Below are 18,656 nucleotides of genomic sequence, written 5' to 3' on the forward strand. Positions count from 1 at the left end.
CCACCTGCGGCGCGCCGCGCAGCAGCCGCCGCTGCACCAGGCGGGCAAAGTCGACCTGCACCTCGGCCGACGCGTTCGGCGTGCCGGCGCGGCGCTGCAGGTCGGCTGGCAGCAGGGGGTTGGGCCGCGGCGGCGGCGGCCAGGTCTGCTCGTTCATGCCCATGACCCAGAGCCCGTCGAGCGGCTCGGCCGCGGCCTCGAGCAGGCCCAGCACCCGCACCGCAGGCGCGTCGCCGGCTTCGACCTGGAATATGCGTTCGCCGCAGAGGTGGCGCAGCCGCATCACCGTCTCGCCGGCGCCGAGTTTTCCCAGAACCACATCGAGTTCGCCGAGGCTCTCCAGCGCCTCGGCGAAAGCCCGCCGCGCCTGCCATTCGCGGCTGGAGAGCGGCCGGTCGCCGGGCCAGCCGGCCGCGGCGAGGAGTTCGCCGAAGCGTTGCGCCCAGCGCGAAGGCAGCAGCCGTGCCGGTGCGCTCCAGGCGTGCAATGCCTCGAGGTGCTGCAGCAGCCGCGGCACGGACAGGCCGCCATCCTTCTCCTGCTCGCGCCGGGCGAAGCGGATCAACCGACCCGACGTGATCTCGGGCGGGAGCTTCTCGCGCATGCGCGCCTCGAGGCGATGACGCGCGTCGCCCTCGGCCACGGCCGACCAGCAGGGCCCGCGCAGCAGCTCGCCTAGGCGTGCCTGCTCGACGCGACCGCGGGCCGTAACGATGGCAAGCAGTTCCAGGGCCGTGCGCACCAGCGGCTCGCGCACGAGCGGCGTGCCAAGCGAGAAGTCGTAGGGACGCGGCGCCTCGGCCCGGGCCGGCGCGAGAGCGCCCGGCTGCAATGCCTCGTCGAGGAGGTCGGCGAGTTGTTCGCGCATGACCGCGAGTTCGGGCACGACGATGCCGAGATGCGTGCCTGGCGTTTGCTGCAGCATGCGGGCGGCCCAGGCGGCCGCGGCACGGCATTCGCCGCGGCGGTCGTCGCAGGCCAGCACGCCGGCGGCACCCGGCTGTTCCATCTCCATGCGCAGTTCGACCACGCGGATGCCCCGTTGGGCCAGCACGCGCGCAAGCTTTGCCTCCTGCGGCGGCAGCCGGTCGAAGCCGGCGAAGACGACCGTGGCGGGCATGCGCCAGGCACCCCGGGCGATGGCGTCGATCTGCCACTCCAGGCCGCGTACCGGCTCGAGCCAGCGCTGTTCGGCGCAGCGGCGGCGGAAGCGCTCGCGCCAGGCAAGGAAGCGTGCGGTCTCGCCGTCGCCGGCAGCGGCATCGTCGGGCAGGCGCAGCTTCCACGCCTCGATCAGCGCATTGGCCTCGGCGGCGGCAGCGGCAAGGCCGGCATGGTCATAGAAGTCGCCGCCGCCCAGGCCTTCGGCGGCGACGATGACGTCCTCCCACAGCGCGCGTTCCTGCGTCGCCGAGAGAATCAGCCGCGGCGCGAGTTCCACCGGCAGCTCGCCCGCGAGCAAGGCCTGCCGTATGACCGCGGCGCACCATTGCGCGACGGTGGCGGTTTCGAGCGCCGGCCAGCGTGCGAGCCCGGCCGCACCCTGCGCATGGCCATGCGCCTGGCGCAGCTGGTGCGTCAAACGATGGGTCGCACAGAGGATGGCGGCCCGACCGCCGGCGGCGAGTTGCGCCAGCCCGGCCAGGCCATGGACGATTTCAGGCATCGCCCGGAGTATATGGCGTCAGCTCAGGCGCGGCAGCAGCAGCGCGATCAGGCCGCCAACGGCGGTGATCCAGAAAACGATGGCGTCGGTTTGGTTTTGGGACATGATGGCCTCCGTGGATGACGGAGGCCATTCTCGATCCGGTCAGGCTCAAGAGATGAGCCCACCACGCACACTGCGTTCGCTGCCCACCACGGGGGGGCGCCTGTCGCCTTGGGGCGGCCTGGCGGCGACAGGATGAGCCTGACGGAAATCCGCTCAGAAACGATAGCCGTAGGAGAGCTGCCAGTTGATCTGTTCGTGGCTGACGGACTGGTTGGAGCACGCGCCCGCCGGGCAGATGCTGCCCCAGTCGTTGGTGGCGTTGACCTTCGGTGCGTAACTCAGGGCACCGCGGACCGTCGCGGATTTGTCCAGCGCGTAGTCCAAGCCGAAGGTCAGATGGTTCTTCATGATGGCCGGGAACAGCGGGCTCATGTAGCGCTCGGGTATCGGATTGTCGGCGAGATTGGCGCCGAAGCGCAGCGTCGTCGCATCGCTCACCTTGTACGCAGCGCCCAGCATGATGACGTTCTGGTCCTGCCAGCGCTGCTCGTAGATCATGTTGAGCTGCGTCCCGGCGAAGGCCGCGGCCATGGGGTTCGCCTGGCCGGTCGAGGCCTGGAAGACCATGCGGAACTCGCGCATGACGTCGGCCCAGTTGATGCGCTTGTAATCGGCGGCGATCAGCCAGCGATCGTCGGCCTGCCAGGCCAGGCCGATGCCGTAGGTCTCAGGCCACTGGAAATTCTTGATGTTGACCTTGCCGGCGACCGGGATGGTCTGCGAGGCGCCGGCGAAATCGACGTTGAAACTCACGCTGGCGCCGCCGCTGCCGGTCTGCAGGTCCGAGATGCTGGTCTTGGCGTGATAGACGCCGCCGAAGCTCAGCGCGGGTGTCGCCTTCCAGGTGAAGCCGATGTTGCCGGCCCAGCCGGTACCGGTCGCCTTCTGGTAGAACTGGCCTTCCTCGTTGAAATCGAAATAGCCCCAGCCGACGGAACGGATCCCCGCCGGTCCCATCATCCCCTGCATGGTGGTGACCATGTTTCCGGAAACGGTGCCGAAGGCACGCGAGCCGGCCATCATGTCGCCGAAGTGGGCGCCGTCGACGAGCCACTTGATGTCCATGCCGGCCCAGACGAAGTCGATGCTGCCGCCGATATTGAAGGTGTCCGATACCTGATACGCCATGGGCAGCAGCACGCGGCCGACGCCGACCTCGGAAAGATTGCGGCGGGCGATGCCGCCTGCCATGTCCAGCACCCCCGGCCCCGTCGGGGCCAGATTTCCCCAGAACGCGCCGTTGCTGTAATCGGTACCCATGCCCCCCTGAGCCATCATGCCGATGCCCCAGGTGAATTTGTCGCCGCGACGGACATAGCCCGCTGCGGGCATCACGAACGAGGTCGCGGAGGAATCGCGGCCGTTGGCCGAGACCTCGGGCATCAGGCCGCCGACGAACAGCGCCAGCCGGTTGGTGCCCGGCTGGACCAGGGCCAGCGTGGCAGGGTTGTTGATCATCGCGGCGTTGCCGACGTCGTAGGCCATCGAGGCGCCGCCCATGCCCAGCGCAATGGGGCCGTAGCCCTCCATGTTCATGCCGTTGGTGGCGTGAGCCGAGGCCGCTACCGCGGCCAGCCCGACGAACGCCACAAATCCCCTTCCCTTGCCGTGTGACATGCTTTCCCCCTCCTCGGTGTCCGCTGTCAGGTAAATATTAGATTTTTATTAAATTATTATGCGCTTATTTCTCAGCCTCGGGGGTTTGCGCCAATTCTGCTGTCTGCAGGCTGCGCGCCTGCACCTCGACCGGAGCCAGGTCCCTGATTTCCTTGCCTTCCGGCGCGGCGCCCAGTTCGCGGAAACGCCGCGCGCTGACCAGCACGCGGCTCTCGAGCGAACCCACGGCCTTGTTGTAGGCCGCGACGGCTTCGCCGAGGTTCCTGCCGACCGCGCCCCAGTGGTCGGCCAGCACGGCGATGCGCTCGTAGAGCTCGCGGCCGAGCACCGAAATGCGCTGGGCGTTCTCGTTGAGTGCTTCCTGCTTCCAGCCGTAAGCCACTGCGCGCAGCAGCGCGATCAGCGTGGTCGGCGTGGCGAGGATCACGCGCTGCTCTATGCCCTGCTCGATAAGCGAGGGATCGGCTTCGAGCGCAGCGCTGTAGAAGGTCTCCCCGGGCAGGAACAGCACGACGAAATCCGGCGACGGCTGGAACTGCTCCCAGTAGGACTTGCGGCTAAGCTTGGTCAGGTGGTCGCGCACGTGGCGCGCGTGGTCGGCGAACTTCTTGCGGCGCTCGGTCTCGTCGGCAGCTTCCAGCGCCTCCAGATAGGCAGCCAGCGGCGCCTTGGCGTCGATCACGATGTTCTTGCCGCCGGGCAGCTTCACGATCATGTCGGGCCGCAGCCGGCCCTCTTCCGTGTCCGTGCTTTCCTGCTCGAAGAAGTCGCAGTGGTCGAGCATGCCGGCCATTTCCACCACGCGCTTCAGTTGCAGTTCGCCCCAGCGCCCGCGCGTGTGCGGCGCCCGCAGCGCCTTCACCAGGTTGGCCGTCTCGTGGCGCAACTGGCCCTGCGACTCGGCCATCTGCCGCACCTGCTCCGACAGCGTCGAATAGGCCTCGATGCGCGCCTTCTCGATGCCGCCGATCTGGGCCTCGAACTTGTCCAGCGTCGTCTTCACCGGCGCCACCAGTTCGCCGATGGCCTGCTGGCGCCGCTCCAGGTCGCCGCGCGCCGCGTCCTGCTGCTGCTCCAGCGTGCGCCTGGCCAGGTCGAGGAAGGCGCGATTGCTGCTTTCCAGCGCCGCGCTCGACAGCGCCTTGAAGGTGTCGGCCAACTCGTCCCGCGCCGAACGCGACGCGCGCTCGCGCGCGATCAGCAGCCACGCCACCGCCCCGCCGCCGATCAGCAAACCTGCCATGAAGGCCAGCATCAAGTCCAAGAGATCCTCCCGTTGCGAGCCCACCACACCGAGGCCCGCGATGCCGCGATTCTACCGGCGGGTCCGGGGGCTGTCCGCAGAATGAGGCGGTTTGTTCGACTACGGCGCGATCAACAAGCGGCTCTCACACTACAGCCGCCAAGGCCACGGATCGGGCACCGGCGCAGGCACCACCGGCATCGCCGACTGCGCACTCGCCGTCGTCGAGCTATTCCGATAGTAGTAGCGGCCCTTTGGGCGTCTGGTGCGTCAGGCGAAATGCGCCTTGCCTCCCGACGCAATATGTCCTTTAATTAATCGAAATGCATTACACGCCGGCTTGGGATCGATATCGGAGTAACGCAGAAAGGGCCGCCATGACCGAGACCGCGATGAAGCTGCTCATCCCCATGGCTTACGTAGCGGGCCTGTCTTTCGCCTGCGCTGCTGTTGGGCAAGTCACTGCAGCGACACCGGCACCGGACGCCGGGCGATGGAATGAAGCCGTGCCCGAAACGGCGGCCAAGATGCCGCAGGCTCCTGCCGAGCCGGAGAAGAAGGCCGCAACAAAGAAGAAATCGGCAAAGCAACCTGCGGACATGGAGCGGGCGAAGGAGAACGCCAGGGGTGACGCGATAGAGGGAGGCGCCGGAGCGGTAATCGACCCATGCAAGATTAAGGACCTTCCCGAGTGCAACAAAGCGGTGGTCAACCCCTGCGATATCCGCCCCGACTTGCCCGAATGTCAACACTGAAAGGTCATCGATGCCACTCAAGGATCAGAAGGACTTCTGGAGCACCGCGGCCACCATCGTCCAGATCGTCGCGGTCGTCGGCGGCAGCGCTTTCGGTCTCTACGAGTACCTGCAGAAGGACAAGGCGGACCACACCCGGGACACGCTTTCCTATGTCGATCGCTACCTGAAGGCGCCCATTCATGATGTGAGGGTCAAGCTCGACGCCGTGTGGACCCCGCGCGAGGACGAGCTCATCGCCCGCCTCAAGCGCAGCGTGCCGGATTACGAGAATTTCGTGCTTAAGACCATCCGCGACGAGAAACTCGAATCGGACATCTTCTCGCTGATCAGTTTCCTGGAATCGGTGGAGGCCTGTACCCGCGCCAGCATCTGCGATGCGGCGACCGCTAGGGCATTCTTCTGCAGCGACGCCCAGGCTTTCTTTCAGCTGCACTTCCGCTTCATTCAGCAGGAACGCAACAAGCGCAACGACCCGACACTGGCGCAAGCGCTGGAGAAGTTCGTCAAGAAGGACTGTCGCCGTTAGGTAGGCCGCCCCGAAAGGAAAACGGCCGGATAGGCCAGGGAAGTTTTTTGTGCGTAGTTCGTTGATCGAAATGGAGGGCCAACCATGGATAGCGCAAAAACCAGGACCCTGCTGCTGATGCGCGGCAATGCCGGCAAGGAGATTGCCGCTTTGAAGAAGACCCTGCGCAAGGCGCTGGGCAAGGATGCGGCGGACTACGCGGGGCTGACGGCCGGCGACGAATTCTGCGCCGACACCGAAACCGCGTTGCGCGTCTGGCAGACGCGGGTGGGGCTGGTGGCCGACGGCATCGCCGGGCCGCGGACGCTGGCCGTGCTCGGCGTATCGCCAGCGCCGACTTTTTCCGTGCGCGTCGACGCGGCCGTGGTGGGCAAGCTGTTTCCCTACACCCGCACGTCGAGCATCGCCCGCAACCTGCCTTATGTCGCCGCGGCACTGGCTGCCTTCAAGCTTACCGACGCCGACATGGTGGCGTCGGCCCTGGGCACGATACGCGCCGAGACCGAAGGCTTCGTGCCCATCGCCGAACTGCCCTCGCATTTCAACACCCTGCCCGGCCAGCCACCCTTTAGCGCCTATGACGGCCGATTGGGCAACGCGCAGCCGGGAGACGGTGCGCGTTTTCGCGGGCGGGGCTTCGTCCAGCTCACCGGACGGGCCAACTACGAGAAATACGGCAAGGTGCTCGGCATTCCGCTCGCCGACAACCCGGACTGTGCCAGCGCGCCGGAGGTCGCGGCCTGTCTGCTGGCGGCCTATCTCGACGCCAACAGGGCGGCATTGACCAAGGCGCTGGCGAAGGACGACCTGAAGGTGGCGCGCAGGGTGGTGAACGGCGGAAGCCACGGGCTGGAGCGCTTTTCCGACACCTTCCGCGCGGCGCGTCAGGCGTTGGCGGCGGTACCGATGGTTGGCGTTGCGAAGATGGCGAAGCCCGGATCGGTCGCGCCGCCCGAAAAGTTCCCGTCGGGACGCACCGCGCCGGCGCCGGCGGCACGGCGCGCCAGCCTGAACGTGACGCCCGATGCGACGGACCTGCGCGACCGGCCCTATCAGCCGCCGCCGGTTTCCCTGCCGCAGTTGTTTCCGGAGGATGCGGACATCAGGCGCTTCATGGGCGCCTACACCCAGGCCGGCCTGGTGCTGGACCAGGGACAGGAGGGGGCATGCACCGGCTTCGGCCTGGCCTGCGTGGTGAATTACCTGCGCTGGCGCGGCGCCGGCATGCCGAAGAAGCTGGAGTCGGTGAGCCCGCGCATGCTCTACCAGTTCGCCCGGCGCTACGACGAATACGAGGGCGAGGACTACGACGGTTCGAGCTGCCGCGGCGCGCTGAAGGGCTGGTATCACAACGGCGTCTGCGTCGCATCGCGCTGGCCCTATGAGCCCGGGCAGGACTCGCTGCCACTGGCGGGCTGGGACGGCGATGCGGTGGAGCGCACGCTGGGGGTGTATTACCGCGTCGAGCCGAAGGCGATCACCGATCTGCAGGCGGCGATCCGCGAGGTGGGGGCTATCTTCGTCTCTGCCTACACCCACAAGGGCTGGGACGCGATCAAGCCTTCCGCCAAGCCGCCGGCGAAACATGCCGACCTGCCGGTGATCGCCTATGACGGCAGGCCTTCGCGCAAGGGCGGCCACGCCTTCGCGCTGGTGGGCTTCAACCGCACGGGCTTCGTGATCCAGAACTCCTGGGGCAAGGACTGGGGCGCCGGCGGCTTCGCCGTGATCGGCTATGCCGACTGGCTGGCGCATGCGATGGATGCGTGGGTGGCGGCGCTGGGCGTGCCGGGCGTGGTGTCGGGGCGGTTGGCCACAGGTGCCGGCATGGCCGGCACCGCGGCCATGGCCGGCACTGGCGCCGACTGGTGGTGCGAGGACAAGGCCTACGAGCACAGCATCGTGCTCGGCAACAACGGCCATGTCGATCGCTTCGACACGGTGGACGGCGTGACCCGCACCCTGCAGAACCAGGCCTGCGTGTTGCCGGACAGATGGTTCCGCGAGAACGCGGAAGAGAAGAAGCGGCTGGTGCTCTACGTGCACGGCGGCCTCAACAGCGAAGACGACGCGATCAAGCGCGCCCGGGCGATGGGACGCTATTTCCTCGGCAACGGCTGCTATCCGCTGTTCCTGGTGTGGAAGAGCGGCCTGCTCGAGGCGTTCTCCGCCATCCTCGAAGACAAGGCGGCCGAGCGGCCTGCGGGTCTGGCGGGCGGCCCGCTCGACTGGATCACCGACAAGCTCACCGACCCGGTAATCGAGAAGACCATCGGCCGCCCCTTCGCCCGCCCGCTGTGGAGCGAGATGAAGGAAAACGCCGAGCTGGCCTCGGCCAGCGGCCGCGGCGGCGACCTGCTGACCGACGCGCTGCGCGCGCTGGCCGGCAGCTGGGGCGACAAGTTCGAGCTGCACCTGGTCGGCCATTCGGCCGGCTCCATCGCGCTGGGGCGGCTGCTCGGCTGCCTGGCGCAGAAGGACCTGATCGCCAGCGTCAAGTCGGCGCACCTCTACGCACCGGCCTGCACCGTGGGCTTCGCCAATCGCCACTACGCGCCACATGCGGACATCATGCAGCGGCTGCACCTCGACATCCTCGCCGACGACATCGAGCAGGACGACAACGTCGCCTTCGTGTACCGCAAGTCCCTGCTCTACTTCGTCTCCAACGCGCTGGAGGCCGACAAGCGCATGCCGGTCCTCGGCCTCGCCAATGTCTACGACCCCGACTACTCGGGCTGGGACGGCGCGGCGGCCACTGCCGAAGACCTGCTCAACTGGCGCGCGGCCATGGAGACCCACGGCATTGCCGAGCGCCTGACCATCCACCCGGAACGGAAGATCGTGACCCGCATCGGCCATGGACCGGACATGGAGGAAAGGAAGGCGGACGCATCCCACGGCGGTTTCGACAACAATGTCGAGATGATCGACAAAACGCTCAAGCGGATCACCGGCGCGGCGGCGCTGAAGCTGCCGGTGGATGACCTGGTGGGGTATTAGATCGAATTCTCTACTTGATTACTCGGGTATTCGTGCTATCAATAGCATATTCACCCCCAACGACAGAGGAGACCCATCATGCTCGACGTCAATAAATACCTGAGCAACCAGCGGCTGGCGGAAACCGATCCCGACGGCCACATGTTCGATCTCGCGCACTGGTCGCCCCTGGTGGCCGCGCGTCTGGCCGAACAGGAAGGCCTGACCCTCGACGACGATCACTGGCTGGTGATCTTCTACCTGCGCCAGCGCTTCCGCGACCAGGGCGATGCCGTCAGTGCCGGCACGCTGTTGCGCGACCTCGAGCGCAAGCTGTTCGACCATGTCGACCGTCGCCGGCTCTACGAACTGTTTCCCCGCGGGCCCATCGCGCAAGCCAGCCGCATTGCCGGCCTGCCGCTGCCGAAAGGTACTCTGGATCCCTCGTTCGGCAGCAGCCACTGATCAGTAACTGCAAGACATCCCGCCATCGACCGCCAGGCATTGGCCGGTCACGTGGCGGGCAGCGTCGGAGCAAAGGAAGACCGCCGCCCCCTTGAGGTCGTCGTCGCCGCCGAGGCGACCGAGGGGCGTCGCGGCGACGACTCGCGCCCCGATCGTGTCGAGCAGGCCATGCGACATCCTCGTCGCGAAGAACCCCGGCGCCAGCGCGTTGACGCGGATGCCGTGTCGGCCCCACTCGGTCGCGAGGCTCTGCGTCAGGTTGGCCGCCGCCGCCTTGCTGGCGTTGTAGGCCGCCGTGCAGAATTCCATTTCGGGCGGATTGCCGCCCTGCGCGGCGATCGACGCGATGTTGAGGATCGCGCCCGAGCGCTGCGGAATCATCGCGCGCCACGCCACCTCCTGCGTCAGCGCGAACAGTGCATCGAGGTTGAGCGCCATGACCTTGCGCCAGGCCTCGAGCGGATGACGCTCGGCGGGAGCACCCCAGCTCGTCGCGGCGTTGTTGACCAGGATGTCGATGCGGCCGTAGCGCGCCAGCACGGCATCGACGATGGCCGCCGGCGCAGTGCCGGCCGTGAGATCGGCGGCGACCGTCAGCACTTCGCCGCCCGCCGCGCCGACGCGGGCGGCGGCGGCATCGAGCGCGTCCTGCCGCCGTGCCGCCAGCGCCGACTTTGCGCCCATCTCGGCCAGCCCCTCGGCGATCTGCAGCCCCAACCCGCGCGAACCGCCGGTGATCAGCGCCACCTTGCCGGTCAGGTCGAACATCTGGCGCACGTTCATCGGTTCACCCGTCGGAGAAGCGGCGGATCATGCGCCCGGCGCGCTTGGTCGGCCGGCCGCGCAGTTCCGCGCCCGGCGCCGGCGCGAGCTTCTTCAGTTCCATCTGTTCGGCGCGACGGGCCAGGCTCTGCGCCGTTTCCTCGTAGAGCAGCCGTGCTTCCGGCGCCGGCCGCCGCTGCTCGTTGAGGCCGCGCACCACGACAGTCCAGCGCTGGTCACCGACGGCGATCTCCAGTTCATCACCGGGCTTTACTTCGCGCGCCGGCTTCACCGGCACGCCGTCGAGCTTCACCTTGCCGCCGGCGACGGCGGCCGTGGCCAGGCTGCGCGTCTTGAAGAAGCGCGCGGCCCACAGCCATTTGTCGAGGCGCTGGCGCGCCGGCGCCTCGCTCAAAGGCGATACTCGAGCTGCAGTCGCCCCTGCAGCTTCTTGGCCTGCTTGAAGGCCTCGCGCAGGACGAGCCGGTCGAGCTCGTTGAGGGCATCCGGATCGATGCGGTTGGCCGCGCCCTCGGACTTGTCGTCCTGCTGGTTGCGCAGGCGCAGCTGCTGGATGAAAAAGAAGCCGTCGATGACCGCGTGGATGTCGTCGCGGCCGAGCTTGCCGCGCTCGGCCAACGCGCGCAGGCGCTGCGCGGTGCCGGTCTCGGACACGCCATTGGCCAGGGCGAGGATGCGCGCGGCATCGACGAACAGCCGCGCGCCGTTGGTCTTGAGGTCGAGGGTGTGCGGGTAGTCCGGGTTCTTGTCGAAGGTGAAGTCGCGGATGAAGCCGATCGGCGGCTCGACCTGGGTCGCATTGACGGCCATGAGGCGCAGGAACAGCGCCTCGCCCGGCACGCGCTTCAACACCCACTCGCGCAGCCGCTCGGCCAGGTCCTCCTCGCCGTAGATGGCGCGGAAATCGAAATAGATCGTGGCGTCGAGCAGCGCCTGCGGGCTGTTGGCGCGTATCCAGCCCTCGAACTTGCCGTGCCACTCGTCGACCGACAGGCACAGTTCCGGGTTGCTGGCCATGACGTTGCCCTTGCACAGCGGGAAGCCACACAGCGCCAAACGCTCGTTGACGACGCGGGCGAAGGGCAGGAAGGCTTCGCGCACCTGTGCCGCTTCGGCCGCCGGCGCGGCGAACACCAAGCCGTTGTCCTGGTCGGTCGACAGGGTCTGTTCGAAGCGCCCCTCGGAACCGAAAGCCAGCCAGCACCATTCGACCTTGGGCAGCGAAAACTCGGCGCGCGTCAGCTCGACGATGCGGACCGTGAGGTGATCGTTGAGGTTGGAGATGAGTTGGGTCAGCGGCTCGGCCGCGCCGCCCTCGGCCATCATGCCGACGGCCAGCCGCCGTATGCCCTCGGCCGCGGCTACCAGCGCGTTCATGTCGCGTGCCGTGCGGATGGCGCTCGATATCGCCTTGCCGCCGCCGCTCTGCAGTTCGTAGATATCCTCCTGCGAGACAATGCCGGCGAGCTTGCCCGCGGCATCGACGATGATCACGTGGTGCACGCCGTGGCGCGCCATCACCAGCGCCGCCTGGTAGATGGTCGAGCGCCAGTTGAGCATCAGCAAGCCGCTGCCGCTCATCACCGACATCACCATCTGGTCGAGGTCGCATGACTTGGCGGCGACGCGGTGCAGCAGGTCGCGCAGGGTGAAGATGCCGAGCGGCCGGCCGCTCTCGGGCTCGACGACGATGATGGAGCCGACGCGGTTTTCCGACATCGCCTGCACCGCCTCGCGCAGCGGCGTCTCCGGCGTGGCGGTGATCGGCTTCTTCCGCACCAGGGCGGCGAGCGGGCTGTGCAGGTTGGGGCGATAGGCGCCTTGGGGAGTTTCAGACATGGTGGTTCATCCTTCGATGCGAAACAGGGTCTTCAGCCGCTGCTGCAGCAGGCGGGCCTGCTTGAACGATTCGAGCAGGACGCGGCGGTCGAATTCGTTGAGGGCGTCGGGGTCGATGCGGTTGTCGGCGGGCTGCCCGCCGGCGAGCACGAGATGCTGTTGCTGCAGGCGCACGCGCTGCAGGTGATGGAAGGCATGCACCGCCGCCTCGGCCTCGCCCGCCGTAATGCGCCCCGACGCCGCGGCAAGGCGCAAGCGCGCCGCCGTGGCGGGATCGGCAGCGCCGATGCCGAGGATGCGCGCGGCATCGACGAACAGGCGCGAACCGAATTTCTTGAGGTCGATCCGGCCATCCTCGACGACGAAGTCGCGCACCTTGCCCAGCGGCGCCTCGGCCGCCAGCGCATTGCCGGCGAGCATGCGCAGGAAGGGATCGGCCCCGCGCGTGAATTCGGCGAGGAAGCCGCGCAGTTCCGCGGCCAGCCGCGCCTCGCCCAGCAGCGGACGGAAGTCGAAGAAGATGCTGGCGTTGAGCAGGGCCTGCGGATCCGGCGTGCGCACCCAGCCGACGAAACGCTCGCGCCATTCGGCCAGGGAGAGGCAGCAGCCGTCCTGCCCGGCCATGATGCCGCCGTCGCAGAGCGGGAAGCCGCACGCGGCCAGGGCGGCATTGGCCTCGCCGGCGAAGGCCAGCAGCAGCGGCCGCAACGAACGGGCCTCGGCGTGGTCGGCCGCGGCGAAGACGATGCCGTTATCCTGGTCGGTGACGAAGGTCTGCTCACGGCGGCCTTCCGAACCCATGGCCAGCCAGCACCATGAAGCCGCCGGCAAGCGTTGGCGCGCCGCCGCCAGGCCGATGGCACGCACGGCCAGCGCGTCGTTGAGCGCGGCCAGGGTGCGGCCGAGGATGCCACCGCCGGCATCGTCCTCGATCATCGCCGCGGCGATGGCGCGGATATCCGGCGCCAGCTGCGCCAGCGTCGCCACGTCGCGCGCCGAGGCGAAGCGCCGCGCCAGCGTCTCGGCGCGCTCGACCCAGGGATCGTGGACTGCGACCGCCGCCGGCGCCTTCATCGCTCAGTACTTGACCCGGGCGTAGTAGGTCTGCTCGGCGGCCGCCAGCGCCTCGCGCAGCGTATGGATGCCCATGTCGGCGAGCAGCGGCACCATCTTGAGGAAGACCTCGCCGGTGACGAAGGCGTCTCCCAGCGCGGTGTGGCGGCCGATGACGTTGATGCCGAGGCGCTCGGCGATGGCCTCGAGCCTGTGCGATTCCTGGTTGGGATGGATCACCGCCGACAGCAGCAGGGTGTCGAGCACCGGCTGGTCGAAGACGAGGCCGGTGCTCTCCTGCTTGAGTTGGAGGAAGCGCATGTCGAATGCGGCGTTGTGCGCCACCAGCACGGTATCGGCGCAGAACTCGTGGAACACCGGCAGCACCACGTCGATGGTCGGCTGGCCGCGCACCATGTCTTCGGTGATGCCGTGGATCGGGATGCCTTCGGGCTTGAGCGGCCGCCGCGGATCGATGATCTGGTCGATCACCTCCTGGCGCAGCAGACGCCCGTTGATCGCGCGCACCGCGCCGATCTGGATGATCTCGTCGCCGGCCGAGGGTTCGAGGCCGGTCGTTTCGGTGTCGAACACCGAGTAGGCCACCTCGGTCAGCTTGCGATCGAGGTCGATGCGGGTGTCGCTGAAGTTGAACAGGTCGAAATCGTAGTATTCGGGGCGGCTCTCGGAGCGGGCGTGCGGCAAGCTCTCGACATGCTGCACCTCGGGCGTATCCGCCACCGGCAAGACCAGGCGAAAGTAGGCGCGGTGCGCGGCCTTGTCGCGCTGGTACCATATCTCGCCGCCGTGGCGTTCGGCCATATCGCGCAGCGTCAGCGGGCTGACCTCGCCGGCGACGTGCATCGGCTCCAGTTCCCAGGTGTAGAGCGTCTCCGACGACACCGGCGTGCCCGACCAGATCAGGTCGATGAAGGCCATCTTGCCCTCGGCCAGCAGGCGGAAACGCAACTCGCGGATGTCGTAGTGGTCCTGCAGGCGCGAGGCGAGGAAGGTCATGGCCTGGATCAGGGTAAAGCTGTCGGCGCGTATCCACAGCGCGTCGTCGAGCGACTCGGACTTGGTGGCGAGCTTGAGGCGATCCTCGATGCGACGCTGGGCGGCGGCGACGACGTCGATGCCGAGCACGTCCTCCAGCGGCCAGCGCGTCTTCAGCGAGTCGGCGAAGTCGTTCATGGTCTTGCCGAGGCGCTCGCTCATGCGCCGGGTTTCGTCGTCGATGACGCCGAGGAAGCGCTCGCGGAAGGCCGGCTCCATGTCCGGGCTCTCGATCAGGTTCTCGACGGCGGCACGGATGTTGCCGAGTGCGGCGCGCGAACCGTCGGTGAGCTGCTGCAGCACCTGGTCGCGCTGCGCCTCGCGCTCGAAGCTCTTGGTGATGTTCTCGATGGTCAGCACGTAACCGGTGATGCGGCAGTCGTCGCCGCCGGCTGCGAGTCCTTCGGCCTCGGTGCGCAGCACCGGGGCCATCTGCGCCCGCAGCAACTGGCCCGTGCGGGTGGTGGTGATGAAGTGGGCGACGGACTCGGCGCTGCCCTTCTGCAGCCGCTGGCGGATGTTCTCGAGGGCGTGGGCGACCTGCGCGCGCTCGAGGATGGAGAAGATCGAACGGCCGAGCCCGATCAGCGCACCGCCGCTCATCGAGGTCGGCCCCTGCGCCAGCGCCACGAACTGCAGGCGGGCGCGATTGTTGTAGAGCAGGATGCGGCCGTCGAGATTGCAGACGACGACGCCCAGCGCCAGTTCCGACATCAGCGCGGCCAGCCGGTTCTTCTCGGCCTCGACCGAGGCCTTGGCCTCGCCGATCTGGGCCTCGACGTCGCCGAGCAGGGCGTCGCGCTGCTGCGCCAGATCGTTGGCGGCGCGTGCCAGTTCCTGCACCTCGGGCGGCCCGTCGAGCGTGACGCGGAAGTTGCGATTGGCGCCGAGCATCAGCCGCAACGTCTCGGCCATCGCCATCAGGCCCTGCACGTACTGCCTGAACAGCGCGCGCAGCAATTGCAGGCCGAGGATCAGCGCGACGATGGTGATGAGGCCGCCGATCGGCAGCCAGCGGTCCATGGCGGCGAGAAAGCCGGCGCGCTCGTCGGCGCCGAGGTCGGCCCAGAGGACGCCCACGGTCAGCAGGAAAGGCCCGGTCATCAGCAGGCCGAGCATGACCACGGCGAGGGCGAAGCGCGTCTTGGCGTTCATGCGGCGATCACCCGAGCAGCGACTTGACCTGCGCGACGAGATCCTTGGTCGAGAACGGTTTGGTGACGTAGGCGTCGGCGCCGAGGGCGATGCCCTTGGCCACTTCGGTCTCGCGGCCCTTCGCGGTCAGCATGACGATTCTGAGGCCGGCGCGCGCCGGATCGGCACGCAGGATCTCGCACACCTCGTAGCCCGACTTGTTCGGCATCATCACGTCGAGCAGCACGAGATCCGGGGCGAACGCCGCCACCTGCGCCAGCGCGGCGTCACCGTCGGCGGCGGTCGCCACCTCGAAGCCCTCGCGCTTCATCATGAACTCGAGCGAGATGACGATGTTCGGCTCGTCATCGACGATGAGTATTTTTTGGTCATGTTGCCTCCCGATGGGCCGCCTCGAGGGGGCCCGCTTGTTTGCGTCAATTATCGCCCGGCGGCAGCGGCAGGGTGAAGACGAAATTCGCCCCGCCCGCTTCCGCGTTCTCCAGCCACAGGCTGCCGCCGAAGTATTCGATGATCTGGCGGCTGATCGGCAGCCCCAGGCCGGTACCCTGCGGCTTGTCGGTCAGCACGTCCTGCCCGCCCTGGCGGAACTTCTCGAATATCACCTCGCGGTCCTCGGGCCGGATGCCCGGGCCGTTGTCGGCCACCGAGACGCGTACATCGATCGCCGTGGCGCCGGCGCCGACTTTTACCCTGCCCGTCTCCGCCGGCACGAACTTCACGGCGTTGGACAGCAGGTTGATCATCACCTGCATCAGCCGGTCGCGATCGGCCAGCACGGTCGGCAGGGGCTCCGCCAGCTCCAGCGTCAGCGCCACGCCCTTGTCCTTGTAGAGCTGGCTCAGCGCCTCGGCCGCCTCGAGGATGACCTGACCGAGGTCGACCTCGCCGCTGGTCCAGTCGGCGCGGCCGGACTCGAGCTTGGCCAGGTCGAGGATCTGGTTGATCAGGCGCGACAGCCGCTCGGTCTCGCCGACGATGATGCCGAGGAAGCGCATGCGGTCTTCGACCCCGATGTCCGGATCCTCGTGCAGCATTTCGGAGAAGGCCCGGATCGAGGTCAGCGGCGTGCGCAGCTCGTGCGTGACTGTCGACATGAAGTCGTCCTTCATGCGGTCGAGTTCGCGCAACTGCTCGTTGGCCGCGCGCAGCTCGGCGGTGGCGCGCGTCAGCTCCTGCGACTTCTGCTCCAGTTCGACGCTGTAGGCACGCACCTGCGAAGCCTCGTCGAGGATGTTCATCACCTCGTCGAGGCCGAGCGGCTCCTCCTCGACCACCGAGGCCACCATCACCCGCGCCGAGGCCGAGCCGATGGCGCCGGCCAGTTGGCTCTCGGCGAAATGCACCAGGTCGGCGTCGGCCGTCATCTCCGCCAACGACGCGCCGCGCGTTCGCGCATGGCGTTCGAAGGCCGCCCGCGCCTTGTCCGGCCCGAGGAAGCGGCCGGCCAGCGCCAGCAGCTCCATCACCTGCTCGGCGGTACCGCCGGCGGCGATGCGTCCGCGCCAGCTGCTGCCGGCATCCTCGACGCGCAGCGCATCGACGAACAGGCCGGCCTGGCGCGCCTCGCGCGCGTCGGGCGCCCGCGCCAGCGAGAAGCCGATGTAGGCGCCGATGTTGGCGAGCAGGCTCCACAGCAGGCAGTGGCTGATCTCGTCCAGACCCGTCAGGCCGAACAGCTGCTGCGGCCGCAACAGCTCGACGCCGAACAGGCCGACCTTCATGAAATCCGCCGGCAGCCAGCCGGACTTGGCGAACGAAGGCAGCAGCAGCGTGTAGGTCCAGACGCTGAAGCCAGCCAGCAGCGCGGCGAGGGCGCCGGCGCGCGTCGCCCCCTTCCAGTAGAGGCCGCCGATCACGGCCGGCGCGAACTGCGCCACGGCGGCGAAGGAGATCAGGCCGATGCTGACCAGCGCGTAGGCCTCGCCGGCCAGCCTGAAATACAGATAGCCAAGCATGAGAATGACGACGATGGCCCAGCGGCGGATCTCCAGCAACAGGCCGGAGAGGTCGCTTCGCGCCTTCAGCCTCAGCCAGCCCCAGCGCAGCAGTAACGGCATGACCAGGTCGTTGCAGACCATGGTGGACAGCGCGATGGTCTCGACGATGACCATGCCGGTTGCCGCCGACAGCCCGCCGATATAGGCCAGCAGCGCCAGCCCCTCGCTCTGGTTGGCCATCGGCAGGGTCAGCACGAAGGTGTCGGCATCCACCCCGCCGCCGACGCCGAAATGCAGCAGGCCGCCCAGCGCGATGGGCAGCACGAAGAGGTTGATGAGGAAGAGATAGAGGGGGAACAGCCAGACGGCGCGGCGCAGGTGCGCCTCGTTGACGTTTTCCACCACGGCGATCTGGAACTGGCGCGGCAGCAGCAGCACCGACAGCAGCGAGAGGAAGGTCAGCGCGGCCCAGCTGCCGTAGCCGGCGGCCGTGTCGGCGGTGGTCAGCAGGCGTTCCAGGTTGGGCAGTTCGCGGGCGCGGGCGAAGATGTCGCCGACGCCGTCGTAGAGCCCGTAGGTGACGAACAGCCCGACCGCGAGGAAGGCGCACAGCTTGACCACCGACTCGAAGGCGATGGCTGCGACCATGCCCTCGTGGCGTTCGGTGGCGTCGAGGTGGCGCGTGCCGAAGAGGATGGTGAAGGCGGCCATGATGATGGCCACGTAGAGCGCGCTGTCCTGCAGCAGCGGCACCGCGGCGGCCCGCGCCGGCATGATGATCTCGGGCGCGGCGGCGAGGATGGTGAAGCTGTTGGAGACGGCCTTGAGCTGCAGCGCGATGTACGGGATCACGCCGACCACCGCGATCACCGTCACCAGGCCCCCGAGCAGCTGGCTCTTGCCGTAGCGCGAGGCGACGAAGTCGGCGATGGAAGTGATGCGGTTGGCCTTGACCACGCGGATGATCTTGTGGATGACGAACCAGCCCAACGCCATCATCAGCGTCGGGCCGAGATAGATCGGCAGGAAGCCGATGCCGGTGGCCGCCGCGCGGCCGACGCTGCCGTAGAAGGTCCAGGTGGTGCAATACACCGCCAGCGACAGTGCATAGACCGTCGGGTTGGCGATCAGCGAGCGCCCCTGGTCGGCGCGGCTGTCGGCCACCCAGGCGATGGCGAAGAGGATGCCGAGGTAGGCGAAGGAGGCGAGGACGAGAACCCAGCCGGCGAGCACTCAGTCCCTCCGCTTCTCGATAACGAAAGCCATGACCGCGATCAGCGCCAGCCACGCGGCGAAGATCCAGGCGTAGAGCACCGGCACGCCGAGCACGCTGGCGGCTCGGTTGAACAGCGCCAATACCGGGTAGTTGAAGAGGACGCAGCCGAGCAGGAACAGGGCAGCGAGGCGCTGCGCGGTCAGGCGGGATCGGTACATCGGCGCACCCCCGTGAAACAGGCTTCAGAAAAAA

At 67.9% G+C, this 18,656-nt stretch carries 15 protein-coding genes and 1 pseudogene; 5 read left to right on the forward strand and 11 right to left on the reverse strand.

The window, feature by feature from the left end; all coding sequences use genetic code 11:
* From EJE94_RS11585 to EJE94_RS11595, 3 genes and pseudogenes are all read right to left on the reverse strand, one after another.
* Nucleotides 1-1,666 (reverse strand): annotated as a pseudogene (locus EJE94_RS11585) (PD-(D/E)XK nuclease family protein); the annotation flags it as partial.
* Nucleotides 1,667-1,924: 258 nt separating this feature from the next.
* Nucleotides 1,925-3,388, reverse strand: coding sequence for an OmpP1/FadL family transporter (locus tag EJE94_RS11590; protein WP_121241639.1), 1,464 nt, complete (start codon nt 3,386-3,388; stop codon nt 1,925-1,927).
* Between the two features lie 64 nt (nt 3,389-3,452).
* Nucleotides 3,453-4,643: a DNA recombination protein RmuC gene (locus tag EJE94_RS11595; protein WP_121241641.1), complete on the reverse strand. Its 1,191-nt coding sequence runs from the start codon at nt 4,641-4,643 to the stop codon at nt 3,453-3,455.
* A 100-nt stretch (nt 4,644-4,743) separates the two neighbouring features.
* Between EJE94_RS11595 and EJE94_RS14980 the strand changes: the two genes are divergently transcribed.
* The 5 genes from EJE94_RS14980 (at nt 4,744) to EJE94_RS11615 (ending at nt 9,362) form a co-directional block, all read left to right on the forward strand.
* Nucleotides 4,744-4,872 (forward strand): hypothetical protein, encoded by a 129-nt coding sequence (locus EJE94_RS14980; RefSeq protein ID WP_275540532.1) that lies wholly within the window; start codon nt 4,744-4,746, stop codon nt 4,870-4,872.
* Nucleotides 4,873-5,008: 136 nt separating this feature from the next.
* Entirely contained in the window at nt 5,009-5,386 is a 378-nt protein-coding gene (locus EJE94_RS11600; RefSeq protein WP_121241643.1) for a hypothetical protein, read from the forward strand.
* A 10-nt stretch (nt 5,387-5,396) separates the two neighbouring features.
* On the forward strand, nt 5,397-5,915 hold the full coding sequence (locus EJE94_RS11605; RefSeq protein WP_121241645.1) for a DUF4760 domain-containing protein: 519 nt from the start codon (nt 5,397-5,399) through the stop codon (nt 5,913-5,915).
* An 84-nt stretch (nt 5,916-5,999) separates the two neighbouring features.
* Complete coding sequence (locus EJE94_RS11610) at nt 6,000-8,918, forward strand: peptidoglycan-binding protein (protein WP_121241647.1); 2,919 nt, start codon at nt 6,000-6,002, stop codon at nt 8,916-8,918.
* Between the two features lie 78 nt (nt 8,919-8,996).
* Nucleotides 8,997-9,362 (forward strand): TusE/DsrC/DsvC family sulfur relay protein, encoded by a 366-nt coding sequence (locus tag EJE94_RS11615; protein ID WP_121241649.1) that lies wholly within the window; start codon nt 8,997-8,999, stop codon nt 9,360-9,362.
* Here the strand turns inward: EJE94_RS11615 and EJE94_RS11620 are convergent, their stop codons facing one another.
* Genes EJE94_RS11620 through EJE94_RS11655 form a run of 8 tightly spaced genes read right to left on the reverse strand, consistent with a single transcriptional unit; the run spans nt 9,363 to nt 18,622 of the window.
* Nucleotides 9,363-10,145, reverse strand: a complete 783-nt coding sequence (locus EJE94_RS11620; RefSeq protein ID WP_121241651.1) for a glucose 1-dehydrogenase — start codon at nt 10,143-10,145, stop codon at nt 9,363-9,365.
* Nucleotides 10,146-10,149: 4 nt separating this feature from the next.
* Nucleotides 10,150-10,539 carry an RNA-binding S4 domain-containing protein gene (locus EJE94_RS11625; protein ID WP_121241653.1) on the reverse strand — a complete coding sequence of 130 codons (390 nt, stop codon included), beginning with the start codon at nt 10,537-10,539 and terminating at the stop codon, nt 10,150-10,152.
* Complete coding sequence (locus tag EJE94_RS11630; protein ID WP_121241655.1) at nt 10,536-11,984, reverse strand: DUF294 nucleotidyltransferase-like domain-containing protein; 1,449 nt, start codon at nt 11,982-11,984, stop codon at nt 10,536-10,538. Before EJE94_RS11630 ends, EJE94_RS11625 begins: the two co-directional genes overlap by 4 nt.
* Nucleotides 11,985-11,990: 6 nt before the next feature.
* Nucleotides 11,991-13,058 (reverse strand): DUF294 nucleotidyltransferase-like domain-containing protein, encoded by a 1,068-nt coding sequence (locus tag EJE94_RS11635; RefSeq protein ID WP_121241657.1) that lies wholly within the window; start codon nt 13,056-13,058, stop codon nt 11,991-11,993.
* A gap of 3 nt (nt 13,059-13,061) precedes the next feature.
* On the reverse strand, nt 13,062-15,248 hold the full coding sequence (locus tag EJE94_RS11640) for a 3'-5' exonuclease (RefSeq protein WP_121241659.1): 2,187 nt from the start codon (nt 15,246-15,248) through the stop codon (nt 13,062-13,064).
* Nucleotides 15,249-15,255: 7 nt separating this feature from the next.
* A complete protein-coding gene (locus EJE94_RS11645) occupies nt 15,256-15,672 on the reverse strand; it encodes a response regulator transcription factor (RefSeq protein ID WP_306307971.1) in 417 nt (138 codons plus the stop codon).
* On the reverse strand, nt 15,665-18,421 hold the full coding sequence (locus EJE94_RS11650) for a sensor histidine kinase (protein ID WP_121241663.1): 2,757 nt from the start codon (nt 18,419-18,421) through the stop codon (nt 15,665-15,667). Before EJE94_RS11650 ends, EJE94_RS11645 begins: the two co-directional genes overlap by 8 nt.
* A complete protein-coding gene (locus EJE94_RS11655) occupies nt 18,422-18,622 on the reverse strand; it encodes a hypothetical protein (RefSeq protein WP_121241665.1) in 201 nt (66 codons plus the stop codon).
* Nucleotides 18,623-18,656 lie beyond the last annotated feature (34 nt).

It is taken from the genome of Sulfurisoma sediminicola (assembly GCF_003865015.1).
Taxonomy (GTDB): Bacteria; Pseudomonadota; Gammaproteobacteria; order Burkholderiales; family Rhodocyclaceae; genus Sulfurisoma; species Sulfurisoma sediminicola.

What these genes read in the sequence shown, in the direction of transcription:
- EJE94_RS11655 (WP_121241665.1), bottom strand. Translation starts at nt 18,622, where the DNA reads ATGTACCGATCCCGCCTGACCGCGCAGCGCCTCGCTGCCCTGTTCCTG.
- EJE94_RS11615 (WP_121241649.1), top strand. Translation starts at nt 8,997, where the DNA reads ATGCTCGACGTCAATAAATACCTGAGCAACCAGCGGCTGGCGGAAACC.
- EJE94_RS11620 (WP_121241651.1), bottom strand. Translation starts at nt 10,145, where the DNA reads ATGAACGTGCGCCAGATGTTCGACCTGACCGGCAAGGTGGCGCTGATC.
- EJE94_RS11610 (WP_121241647.1), top strand. Translation starts at nt 6,000, where the DNA reads ATGGATAGCGCAAAAACCAGGACCCTGCTGCTGATGCGCGGCAATGCC.
- EJE94_RS11605 (WP_121241645.1), top strand. Translation starts at nt 5,397, where the DNA reads ATGCCACTCAAGGATCAGAAGGACTTCTGGAGCACCGCGGCCACCATC.
- EJE94_RS11600 (WP_121241643.1), top strand. Translation starts at nt 5,009, where the DNA reads ATGACCGAGACCGCGATGAAGCTGCTCATCCCCATGGCTTACGTAGCG.
- EJE94_RS11590 (WP_121241639.1), bottom strand. Translation starts at nt 3,388, where the DNA reads ATGTCACACGGCAAGGGAAGGGGATTTGTGGCGTTCGTCGGGCTGGCC.
- EJE94_RS11640 (WP_121241659.1), bottom strand. Translation starts at nt 15,248, where the DNA reads ATGAACGCCAAGACGCGCTTCGCCCTCGCCGTGGTCATGCTCGGCCTG.
- EJE94_RS11630 (WP_121241655.1), bottom strand. Translation starts at nt 11,984, where the DNA reads ATGTCTGAAACTCCCCAAGGCGCCTATCGCCCCAACCTGCACAGCCCG.
- EJE94_RS11635 (WP_121241657.1), bottom strand. Translation starts at nt 13,058, where the DNA reads ATGAAGGCGCCGGCGGCGGTCGCAGTCCACGATCCCTGGGTCGAGCGC.
- EJE94_RS11595 (WP_121241641.1), bottom strand. Translation starts at nt 4,643, where the DNA reads ATGCTGGCCTTCATGGCAGGTTTGCTGATCGGCGGCGGGGCGGTGGCG.